Here is an 11,257-nt window from a genome sequence, read left to right as displayed (position 1 = left end):
CACCCTACCAACATAGTTATATCGCTAATAATAGAGGATAAAAAATAATGTCTAAGCCAGTTATTTTGTGTGTTGATGATGAGAGAATTGTGTTAAATAGTCTGAGAACGCAACTGTCAAGAGCATTCGGTAGTGATTACCTCTATGAAGGAGCGGAAGATGCGGATGAAGCTCTAGAGTTAATCGAAGAACTTAATGAGGAAGATATAAGTATTATTTTGATTATTTCTGATTGGCTAATGCCGGGAATTAAAGGAGATGAGCTGCTGATTCGGATTCACAAAAAATTCCCCAAAGTCATTAAAATTATGCTGACTGGTCAAGCTGACGAAGCAGCGATTAACCGAGCTAAGAACGAAGCGAATCTCCATTGCTGTTTGTCTAAACCTTGGTCGGAAGCCGAACTGTTGGAAACGATTAAATCTGGTTTAGCGCAACTATAGCCGAGTTGTTGAAAACTATTAAATCCGGTCGGTCTCAATTATGGCTCTACAAGTAATTGTCTGTGTTGATGATGAGAAAACTGTACTCCGAAGTCTGAAAGCAGAACTTCAAGAGGCAATCAGCAATGATTATATTATCGAAATTGCTGAAGGTGGGGAAGAAGCATTAGAATTAATCATGGAATTGCTAGACGATGGCTATGAAGTCCCGTTAATTATTTCCGACCATATTATGCCTGAAATGAATGGAGATGAGCTGTTAAGGCGAGTTCATATCATTTCACCCAAAACTCTGAAAATCATGCTCACAGGACAAGCAGATATTGAAGCGGTAGGAAATGCTATCAAAAATGCAAATTTATATCGTTATATCGCCAAGCCATGGCAGCAAGAAGACCTGAGTTTGACGGTAAAAGAAGCTGTCAATAGTTACCATCAAAACAAACTGTTGGCGGAACAAAATGCCCAACTCCAGCAAATGAATAGCGAGTTGGCAAAGTTAAACTTTGACCAAGCATTACTGATTGCCCAACTCAATGAAAACGAAAATCGCTTGACACAGTTTTTGGAAGCAATGCCAATTGGTGTGGGGGTGCTGGATGCTGAGGGCAAAGTTTACTATATCAATCAGAAAGCTAAAGAGATCTTTGGTAAGGGAGTGGTGCCGGATATAAATTCAGAACAATTGTCAGAGGTTTATCACACTTATCGAGCAGGCACGGATCTAGAATATCCTCCTGAAGACTTGCCAGTTGTGCGGGCGTTGAGAGGAGAAAATGCCGCCGCTGACGATGTAGAAGTCCACAACGGCGACAAAATTATTCCCTTAGAAATTTCGGCAACTCCTATCTACGATCGCACGGGAAAAATTACTTATGCTATTAATACCATCCTAGATATTACCGATCGCAAAAAAGCTGAAGCCGAGCGCAAAAATCTGATTACAGAACTTTTTCAAGTTAATTGCAATCTGGAACTGGCACTAGATACAGAAGTAAAAATTACTGAGGCGACAAGTCGCTTTGTACCAAATCAGTTTTTATCTTTTTTGGGATATGACAGTATTGTTGATGTTAAATTGGGAGATGCGGTAGAGTTGGAAATGTCGATTTTATTTTCTGACATTCGAGATTTCACTACTCTCTCTGAACAAATGACACCGAAAGATAATTTTAAATTTATAAATTCATATTTGAGTTATATGGAACCGCTGATTGTGGAAAATCACGGGTTTATTGATAAATATATTGGCGATGCAATTATGGCTTTGTTTAGCGAGGGCGCCGACAATGCTGTGAAAGCGGGAATTGCGATGCTGCATACTCTTGCTGAATACAATCAACATCGCGCTTCTATGGGCGATGTGCCGATTCAGATTGGGGTGGGAATTAATACTGGTTCTTTGATGTTGGGTACTGTTGGCGGGCGCAATCGGATGGACGGTACTGTGATTGGCGATGCGGTTAATTTGGCTGCTCGGATTGAAAGTTTGACGAAGAATTACGAGGTGCCGCTGTTAATTACTCAGCAGACTGTCGATGGTTTGAGAAATCCTGCTGATTATGGGATTCGCGTGATTGATAAGGTTCAGGTTAAGGGGAAGTCTGAATGGGTTACTGTTTATGAGGTTTTTGATGCAGATTTGCCGTTCGTGAAAGCGGGGAAGTTGGGTACTTTGCCAGTGTTTACTGAGGCTTTGTCTTTGTACAATATCTATAATTTTACGGAAGCGGCGGGGTTATTTGCTGATTGTTTGCGGGAAAATCCGGGGGATAGGGTGGCTCGAATTTATTTGGATAGGTGTCAGTAGTTAGTTGAGAGTTGAAAGTTGACAGTTGGCAGTGTAGACGCGATTTCCAATCGCCGGGATTTCTAAATTGGGATATAATCATTGGGATGTCATCGCATGGCAAATCAATCACCCGGCGGTTGAAACCGCGTCTACACAAACCAAACCCGCCTCCGCGGGTTAAGGATTTCAAACGATGATTTCTCATCTGGTGAATACCCTCTTCGTCCGCGGAGGCGGACATCGTTTGTGTAGTCGCGATTTCTAATCGCCGGGGCTTCTTACACACTAATTTGCTCGATCGGCATTTCGATGATAAATTCGGCTCCTTGGCCCTGTGCAGACACGCAAGTCAGCATCCCGCCGTGTTCTTGGAGGACTTTGTAGGAAATGGACAGGCCCAAACCGGTGCCTTTGCCTGCGGGTTTGGTGGTAAAAAAGGCCTCGAATAATTGCTGGCAAACTTTTTCGGGCATACCGGGGCCGTTGTCAGAAACCCGAATTACAGCATTGGAGTTTTGGACTTCCGTCTTAATTTTAATCTTGCTGCGGTTAGCTTTGGCTTCGAGAGCCGATCGCCCTGCGTTGTATTCCTCGATCGCGTCGATCGCATTTCCGATCAAATTCATAAACACCTGATTGATTTTACCGGAATAGCACTCAACTAAAGGCAAGTTGCCATATTCTTTAATTACGGCAATTTCGGGATAGTTGTCTCGGGCTCTCAGGCGGCTTTGCAGGATTAACAGCGTGCCTTCAATGCCTTCGTGTAGATTAACCTTGGTCATTTGAGAATCGTCTTTGCGAGAGAAATTTCTGAGCGATCGCACAATTTCCCGAATGCGATCGGCTCCAATCTGCATCGAAGAGATCGCTTTTGGCAAATCTTCTAAGAGAAAATCTAGCTCGATATCCTCAATTTTCTGTTGAATTGATGCCGGCGGCTGCGGGCAGTGTTCCTGATACATCTCGATCAAATTCAGCAAATCTTCGGTATAGTGACCTATGTGGACGAGATTGCCGCAAACGCTACTAACGGGATTGTTAATTTCGTGAGCAACACCGGCTACCATTTGACCGAGGGTAGACATTTTCTCGGTGTGAATTAATACTGCTTGAGTTTGCTGCAATTCCTGTAAAGTATATTCGAGCTGAAGTTTTTGCTGGGTTAACTCGGTTTGCGATCGCAGCAAAGCTTCCTCGCTGCGTTTTTGTTCGGAAATATCAGTAATTAACCCTTCCAAGGCGAGCAATTCGCCTGAGTCGGAATATACTCCCAAACCTTGCTCCCAAACCCATTTTAATTCGCCGTTTTTAGAAGTTATGCGGTAGTTTAACTGATATGGTCGATTTTCTCGCAGGGCAATTTCTACGGCATTACAGAAGATTTCGCGATCGTCCGGGTGAGTCAATTCCGAGAGAGAAACTTGCGGAGTGCCGATAAATTCTTCGGGAGAATAGCCGGATAATTGATAGCAGCCTTCGCTGACAAACTCCATACTGCGATCGGCATCGTTGCGAAAGCGGTAGGCCATCCCCGGCAAATTGCTCATTAGGGTAGACAAGGCGCGCTGGCTTTCCCGCAGGGCTTCTTCTGCGTGTTTGCGATCGGTAATATCTGTCATCACCACGAGCACGCAGAGTTCCCCCTCCAAATGAATCAATTCGGCTGACACCAAACACACCACCACCGATCCCGACTTCACCCGAAATTCGCATTCGGCGTTGCGAACAACACCCTGTACTTGCAGCAATTGCCTAAAATCAAGTCTGTTTTGAGGCTTTACCCAAATATTTAATCCCGCTACTGTATTGCAGGTCATTTCTTCTAAACTGTAACCAGTTATCGATAAAAAACTATCATTAGCTTCTATAAAACGACCCTCAGCAAAAGTAGTAATAGTCATTGGATCTGGACTCGATCGAAAAGCCTTAGAAAACTTTTCCTCCGACAAACTCAACCTTTTAATAGCTTCTTCCAACTGACTTGTCCGCTCTTTAACCCGGCATTCCAATACCTCGTTAGCCTGCTTCAGAGCAACCTCTGCCTCCACCCGATAAGTGATATCGCGCACCACGGCTTGCAGCCGCATTTTGCCGCCGATATCCATAGAAGTTAACAGCACTTCCGCCGGAAACTCTGAACCGTCCAAACGGCAGTGTACCCAGTCAAAACGACTATTTCCTGTTTCCATAGCCGTATTAATTCGCTCTAGAGAAAGACTCATAGAATCTTGCCCGTTCGGTTGCAGCCGCGGGCTAAATTCCGAAGGATGCTTGCCACAAAACTCCGATTCACTGCTGCATCCAAATAAAGTTAAAGTAGCCGGATTGCAATCTAAAAAACTCTTTTCGTCTAGCAGCATTACCGCATCTGTCGTCGATTCGTACAGAGTGCGAAACTTTTTTTCTGAAGCTTGCAAAGAAGCAATCAACTGCATTCTTTCTTCTCCAGCCTGCTTTTGCGTAGTAATGTCCTGCATTACTTGAGAAAAGCCCTGTAACTCTCCGCTTTCATCCCGCAAAGGAGTCACAATAATCTTCGCCCAAAATCGGGAGCCATTTTGGCGGAACCGGTAGCCTTCACTTTGATATCTACCTCTTTCGCTAGCTGTGATTAATTTTTCTTGGGGTTTGCCAATTGCAATATCTTCAGGCGTATAAAAGCATTCAGAATTTTTCCCAACTATTTCGCTAGATTCATACCCCAAAATTCTTTTGGCTCCCGAATTCCAGCTTGCTACATACCCCTTAGTATCTAGCATGAATATAGCATAATCTTTAACACCTTCAATTACCATTCGCAGGCGCTCTTCACTTTCTCTAAGCCTAGATTCGGCATTTTTGCGCTGGGTAATATCTTCGACAAAACCTTCGTAGTAGAGCAATTGACCGCCTGGGTTGCGGACTGCGCGGGCATTTTCCGCGATCCAAATTACTGTTCCATCTCTGCGATAAATCTGCGACTCAAAATCTGACACGATGCCTTTTGCTTGCAAAGCAGAAATAAAATCATTGCGGCGATCGGGATTGACGTAAAGCTGATCGCTAATATTAGTCAGACTGTCCATCAATTCTTCGGCAGAATTATATCCGTAGATGCGAGCCAAAGCTGGGTTAGCGCTGATGTAGCGACCGTCATGGGTTGTTTGGAAAATGCCGGAAACAGCATTTTCAAACATACTCTGATATTTTGCTTCCATTTGGTGCAGTGCCTCCTCTATATTCAGGCATTCTATCGTTTTATTTTCTAATTTACAGTCGTTCGTTTTGTTTGCTAATTTTTGGTGTGCCATTTTTGAATACCCTGGTGTGTTTTTGTGAAAGATTCAATATTGTTGAGTGTCTGTTAGTAGTATAGATGCTGGATCGCCAAGTCGATAAATCCACCGCCGAGCCGTGCGATCGTTGTTGTCAAGCCTTAATTGGTTGCAACACATATCAGGACACAACGCTGTGTTGTGTCCCTACAGAATATGTGTATTGGATCCAATCGAGAACGGCTAGAGTCTGAGATTCTCCGGACACTGCTGTATTTATTGACTTCATCTACTGCGCCGTTAGTTGTTAGTAGAGTTACGAAAGTTTAACCAGTCGGGTCTATTTTATTTTGAGCTACAAATGACTGTCAAAATCGGATTTGCCAATCAATCTGCTGAAAGTTGCGATCGTTCGATCCAAACTCGTCTGTTAAAAGCTTCCTGAATAAATGAGGAATAATTGTACATCCTGAAATTAGCTGCAAACTGTTTTTTCCAGTTTCGGCTGTGACTGTTTGGTGAATAGCTTGGAAGTACAGTACCAACTGCTGATTTTTTAGACGATCGCCCGATGGCGTCCCGCTTGCAGCCGGTGCTACGGCTAACTTGCTGCAAGTAATCCGCCACTCTAGCTGAATGGTTGCCACTAATGCTGCCAGTTATCATTGTAGGACTTACGTAAATGTCACATTAAAAGGTATGTTGTTGCGCTTGAGCGCTCTTAAAGAGGGTTCAATCGGAACACACGTACCTAAAAATTAACTCCTAGAAGAGTGCCAGTTGCGTCCAGGACTGCATTGATTTTTGCTGGCAGATTATATAGCTGACGGTCGATCGCTCTTTAGTAGATGAGGCCCTTGTCTAAAATTGTCACAATCCGAGGGAGCATTGTTGTATCAAAAAATTCATATTGAGTTAGTTTCTTGGAATAAATTCTGTAGCCATGCTGTCATTTCGGCAAAAATTTGGGTCAGGGCGCGCCAAATGTCGGCAGCAACTCTGGTAAAATCCCGATCGACACTCGGCCCATGCCCGACATCAAAAAGCCCACCCAGCAAACAATTCATCGTCGCTACATGACTGATTCTCCCGTACTTACAACAGCAGATATATCCGCAGCTTCAACTTTGACAGCGGACTCTCCCCTGTGGCCAGCCCTGCTGCAACAACTGTTAGACAGACAATCTCTCTCCCACGCCCAAGCCGCCGACTTAATGCAGGGATGGCTGGCAGAAGCCATACCCCCCGTGCTTTCAGGAGCCATTTTAGCAGCCCTCCAAGCCAAAGGCATCTCGGCCTCAGAATTAGCAGGAATGGCTCAGGTATTGCAGTCTCAGTCCCTGACGGGCGAGTCCCAGAGCATTGTCGATCGCCAATCTCCCATCTCGAATCTCAAATTAATTGATACTTGCGGCACCGGCGGCGATGGTGCGTCCACATTTAACATTTCCACTGCTGTAGCCTTTGTGGCTGCTGCGGGCAAAGTTCGAGTCGCCAAACACGGAAATCGATCGGCATCTAGCAAAGTCGGTTCGGCTGACGTGTTGGAAGCACTCGGAGTCAACCTGGGCGCCGATCCTGCGAAGGTAAAAGCCGCTGTGGACGAAGTAGGAATCACCTTTTTATTTGCGCCTGGGTGGCATCCCGCACTTAAGGCTGTAGCGTCGCTCCGCCGCACTTTGAAGGTGCGGACTGTTTTTAACCTTTTAGGGCCGCTCGTCAATCCTATGCGCCCTACAGGGCAGGTAATCGGGGTGTTCGATCCCAGTCTGGTATCAACTATTGCCCAAGCTTTGGGCGAGTTGGGAACTGAGTTGGCGATAGTCGTTCACGGCCGAGAAAAGTTGGATGAGGCGGGTTTGGGTGATGTGACGGATTTGGCGGTTTTGTCGGGCGGCCAGGTTGAACTGACGAGTTTACACCCGGAACAGGTAGGATTGACGCCAAGTGCGATCGGCTCATTGAAAGGCGGAAATGTTGAGGAAAACGCCGAGATTTTGCGGAATGTTTTGCAAGGCAAAGCTACAGCAGCACAAATGGATGTTGTTGCTTTGAATGCGTCTTTGGCTTTTCAGGTGGGAGGTGTAATTCCGATCGGTTCCCACGCAGCAGGAGTTACTTTGGCCAAGGAGATTTTATCGAGTGGTGAATCTTGGTTGAAGTTGCAGCAGTTGGTGGAGTTTTTGCGTTGAGTAAATAAGTTCCGCAGTGCGATCGATGTGTGAGATTTAACAGGTATTGAAGGATATTAGCAGGGTGCATCTCATGAATGAAAATATACTCTTAGGGGCTCTCGCATTTCGGCAGTAAATCTCTGATTATCACTCATAAATTATGTGCCGAAATGCTTCGCCCTTGCCAGAATGAGATGCACCCACCAGATGCAACCATCGGGAATTCTATCCATTACATCCGTCAAATCCCGCACATTGCTCTTTTTGGTAATCGAGAATTCTATCTGTTACATCCGTTAAATCCCGCACATTGCTCAGGGAGCATCCCGATTGTGCAAACATATCCGCAAGGGCGAAGCATTCGCGCCTGTATGTTATCGACTATAGGAGAGATTGTTAGCGCGAATGCTTCGCCCTACAAAAACGGGATGCTCTCCATTGCTCATTGCCGAACTTCCTTCTTCCTTCTTTCTTCTTCCTTCTTCCTTCACACTCGCGTGCGAAATTCAATCACATCTTGCTTAATAGTCACATCTTTATTACCAAAAAAATCGTGACCGAGCAGCCCAATTTCTAGTGCTGGGGAGATGGGTACAACTATATTATTAATCGCCAAACCGCCAGCTTCAATTGAAGTAAGACTGCCGAGAGAAAAAGTAGCCTCTCCGTTCGGAGTTTTTGCTTGCACGGTTCCTTTAGGAACTATCCCCAAAGCGGTAGCCATTGCTGGTGTAATGACGGTGCGACTGGCTCCCGAATCCACCATCATCTCAAACTTTTGTTTGCCGTTAAAGGTGACTTCTATGACTGGGATATTAGCTTCTCGGCGTTTAATTTTGACTAGAAACACTCCCGACTTGGTATCAGGCGAAGCAGGCGCAGCAGGCGCAGCAGGTGAAGCAGGTGAAGCAGGTGCAGTGGGTGGAGTTGATTCTTGAGGGGCAAAACCGCATACCGATCGACTCAAGCTGACAGTTTGGCCGCTGGAGTTCCGCATAAAGCATCCCTCGCTCTCTTGAGCTGTCGCTCGCGAAGAGTAGACGGCGGTATCAAGTAAAATTGAGCTGCTCAGAGAAATAACTGCTGTAAAAGCCAGTAAAGGTTTTCGCAGGTTTTGAGGGTTCGGCAGAGACTTCATTGAATTGGAAGATAAAGGTAAGGGAGATTGACCGATCGTAATTTGATGAAACAGTTTAGCTCGATCGTAACAACGACAACTGCCTTTTGGCATAGACAACCCTGGACTCCGGCACCAACACATTCTGCCTCGGCTGGCACAAATTCCAATAATATCTGTATATTGCCGGCTAGCATCAAATCCCAGGCAGTGGTAAGAATTAACCAAACGACTGTAATTAAGGATGCCATGTCACTTTCAACTGCACAACCCGCTCTCCTAGTCCTAGCTGACGGTACTGCTTACCGCGGCTGGTCTTTTGGCGCTGACGCCACCGTCGTCGGCGAGGTCGTATTCAACACGGGAATGACGGGCTATCAAGAAGTTTTGACCGATCCGAGCTATTGCGGTCAAATTGTCACTTTTACTTATCCAGAATTGGGCAATACCGGGGTAAATCTCGAAGATGAAGAATCTGCACGGCCGCAAATTCGAGGTGCGATCGCCCGTAACGTATGCAGCCGACCCAGCAACTGGCGCTGTTCGCAATCCCTGCAAGACTACCTAAAACAGTACGACATCCCAGGTATTTACGGCATCGATACCCGCGCCCTGACCCGCAAAATTCGCACCGTGGGAGCCATTAACGGCGGCATTTCGACGGTGATTCTCGACCAGGCCGAGCTTTTGGAGCAAGTTCAAGACGCCCCCAGCATGGCCGGGCTGAATCTGGTGAAGGAAGTAACCACCCGCGAGGTTTACGAGTGGTCTGAAGCCACAGATGCGGTATGGGAGTTCAGTCCGACAGTTAAGCCAAATAACGGCGAAATGTGGACGGTGGTAGCCCTAGACTTTGGAGTCAAGCGCAACATCCTGCGCCGTTTGGCGAGTTACGGCTGTCGGGTAATTGTTGTACCCGCCGACACGTCAGCCGAGGCAATTCTCAAATACAACCCGGATGGCATTTTTCTGTCCAACGGGCCTGGAGATCCTTCGGCGGTAACGGAAGGGATCGCGACGGCGAAAGCTTTGTTGAAGTCCGACAAACCTGTGTTCGGCATCTGTATGGGACACCAGATTCTGGGCATTTCCTTGGGTGCAGAAACTTTTAAACTGAAGTTCGGGCACCGGGGATTGAATCATCCGGCAGGTTTAACTCAGCAGATAGAAATTACCAGCCAAAATCACGGTTTTGCGATCGACCCTGATTCCCTAGTCCCGGAAGTAGAAATTACTCACCTCAACTTGAACGATCGCACCGTAGCCGGATTGAAGCACAAAACCTTGCCCCTGTTCTCAGTCCAGTACCACCCAGAAGCCAGTCCGGGCCCCCACGACGCTGACTATTTGTTCGATCGATTCGTTCAGTCAATGCGAGACAATCAGAAAGTACCAGCTTAGTCATTGGTCAATAGTCAATAGTCATCAGTCATCAGTCAAGAGTGCGAGGGTCCCCGCTCGCGAACCGCAGTCATTAGTGCGAGCGTCCCCGCTCGCGAACCGCAGTCATTAGTGCGAGCGTCCCGCTCGCGAACGCTATTAGTCATTACGAAACATGACCGATGACTGATGCCATGCCCCATCCCTCCGCTTCGCTTCGCCCAATTCCCCATGCCCCATGCCCCATCCCTCCGCTTCGCTTCGCCCAATTCCCCATGCCCCATGACCCATGCCCAATTCCCAATGACCGATGACTAATGACCAAAAAACTGTAGACAAAATACCAAAAAACTCGTATAATGAAGCCTCGACTTTAAGCCATACCTAGCTAGGAGGGTGTCATTCCTGAGTCATTGACCCTGACCGTTAGCCTCAGAGGCACTCGCGAAGTCAAGAATAACCATCAGTTATTTCGCTTGACTGGCCTGCTGGACGCTTTTTCTGAGGCCACTTTTCGGAAGGTACTAAGCAAATGTATTGACGAGGGCCCAAAACACGTAATTTTGGACTTGTCTCAGATAGATTTTGTGGATAGTTCAGGCTTGGGCGCACTTGTGCAACTTGTCAAGAAAGCCCAAACCATGGAAGGGACATTGCAAATTGTCTCAAATCCCCGCGTAACTCAGACTGTTAAACTGGTTCGCTTAGAGAAATTTTTGTCTTTGCAGCCTTCGGTTGATGAGGCGGTAAAAAACGTCAAGGATGCTTGACGCTACAGTGGGTTTAATTAGCTATCCGGCGATCGATGCTGGATAGCAAATTCTTATGATTGTGCTGCAATTGTTCAGCTCGCTTGTCTGTAGATATCGGTTTCTCACAGCGCACACTCCTGTGAAAGCTATAATTTCTCAAGTAACACAAGACGAAATAAGTAAGTGTAGAAAAGCCAAGCTCTGCCGAAGTTTTATGTGACATCCTCCCGACGCTGATGCTACGCATACAGTGCGGGCTTCCCAAGATCGCTCTTGGAATCTTCGAGCTTCATCGCCAGTTGTCTAGACACTGTTTCCAATGCCCCCGATACCTCGGCTCCA

Annotated in this window: 9 protein-coding genes; 5 read left to right on the top strand and 4 right to left on the bottom strand. The window is 46.4% G+C overall.

The genetic code is table 11. The features are described 5' to 3' along the window. Positions 1-47 precede the first annotated feature (47 nt). Positions 48-443, top strand: a complete 396-nt coding sequence (locus QZW82_RS26710; protein WP_293155470.1) for a response regulator — start codon at positions 48-50, stop codon at positions 441-443. Between the two features lie 40 nt (positions 444-483). Then, positions 484-2,253 carry an adenylate/guanylate cyclase domain-containing protein gene (locus tag QZW82_RS26705; protein ID WP_293155467.1) on the top strand — a complete coding sequence of 590 codons (1,770 nt, stop codon included), beginning with the start codon at positions 484-486 and terminating at the stop codon, positions 2,251-2,253. Positions 2,254-2,513: 260 nt separating this feature from the next. Here the strand turns inward: QZW82_RS26705 and QZW82_RS26700 are convergent, their stop codons facing one another. Together QZW82_RS26700 and QZW82_RS26695 are read right to left on the bottom strand one after the other, a co-directional pair. Beyond that, positions 2,514-5,528 carry a PAS domain S-box protein gene (locus tag QZW82_RS26700; protein WP_293155464.1) on the bottom strand — a complete coding sequence of 1,005 codons (3,015 nt, stop codon included), beginning with the start codon at positions 5,526-5,528 and terminating at the stop codon, positions 2,514-2,516. 332 nt (positions 5,529-5,860) lie between these two features. Further along, a complete protein-coding gene (locus QZW82_RS26695) occupies positions 5,861-6,139 on the bottom strand; it encodes a hypothetical protein (protein ID WP_293155461.1) in 279 nt (92 codons plus the stop codon). Between the two features lie 429 nt (positions 6,140-6,568). Between QZW82_RS26695 and trpD the strand changes: the two genes are divergently transcribed. Further along, entirely contained in the window at positions 6,569-7,684 is a 1,116-nt protein-coding gene (trpD, locus tag QZW82_RS26690; protein ID WP_293155528.1) for an anthranilate phosphoribosyltransferase, read from the top strand. 469 nt (positions 7,685-8,153) lie between these two features. Here trpD and QZW82_RS26685 read toward each other — a convergent pair whose 3' ends face one another. Next, positions 8,154-8,897: a retropepsin-like aspartic protease gene (locus QZW82_RS26685; protein WP_293155458.1), complete on the bottom strand. Its 744-nt coding sequence runs from the start codon at positions 8,895-8,897 to the stop codon at positions 8,154-8,156. Between the two features lie 135 nt (positions 8,898-9,032). Between QZW82_RS26685 and carA the strand changes: the two genes are divergently transcribed. Further along, entirely contained in the window at positions 9,033-10,184 is a 1,152-nt protein-coding gene (gene carA / locus QZW82_RS26680) for a glutamine-hydrolyzing carbamoyl-phosphate synthase small subunit (protein ID WP_293155456.1), read from the top strand. A gap of 138 nt (positions 10,185-10,322) precedes the next feature. Here the strand turns inward: carA and QZW82_RS26675 are convergent, their stop codons facing one another. Next, positions 10,323-10,502, bottom strand: a complete 180-nt coding sequence (locus tag QZW82_RS26675) for a hypothetical protein (RefSeq protein WP_293155454.1) — start codon at positions 10,500-10,502, stop codon at positions 10,323-10,325. 74 nt (positions 10,503-10,576) lie between these two features. On the opposite strand from QZW82_RS26675, the gene QZW82_RS26670 reads away from it, so the two are divergent. After that, positions 10,577-10,933, top strand: coding sequence for an STAS domain-containing protein (locus QZW82_RS26670; RefSeq protein ID WP_293155451.1), 357 nt, complete (start codon positions 10,577-10,579; stop codon positions 10,931-10,933). Positions 10,934-11,257: the final 324 nt, after the last annotated feature.

The sequence above is a fragment of the Microcoleus sp. bin48.metabat.b7b8b9.023 genome (genome assembly GCF_013299185.1).
In the GTDB taxonomy this organism is placed as follows: domain Bacteria; phylum Cyanobacteriota; class Cyanobacteriia; order Cyanobacteriales; family Microcoleaceae; genus Microcoleus.
This window is presented reverse-complemented; position numbering and strand designations above follow the sequence as displayed.

Coding starts and splice junctions, on each gene's coding strand:
- QZW82_RS26710 (WP_293155470.1), top strand. CDS start 48: ATGTCTAAGCCAGTTATTTTGTGTGTTGATGATGAGAGAATTGTGTTA.
- QZW82_RS26705 (WP_293155467.1), top strand. CDS start 484: ATGGCTCTACAAGTAATTGTCTGTGTTGATGATGAGAAAACTGTACTC.
- QZW82_RS26700 (WP_293155464.1), bottom strand. CDS start 5,528: ATGGCACACCAAAAATTAGCAAACAAAACGAACGACTGTAAATTAGAA.
- trpD (WP_293155528.1), top strand. CDS start 6,569: ATGACTGATTCTCCCGTACTTACAACAGCAGATATATCCGCAGCTTCA.
- QZW82_RS26685 (WP_293155458.1), bottom strand. CDS start 8,897: ATGCCAAAAGGCAGTTGTCGTTGTTACGATCGAGCTAAACTGTTTCAT.
- carA (WP_293155456.1), top strand. CDS start 9,033: ATGTCACTTTCAACTGCACAACCCGCTCTCCTAGTCCTAGCTGACGGT.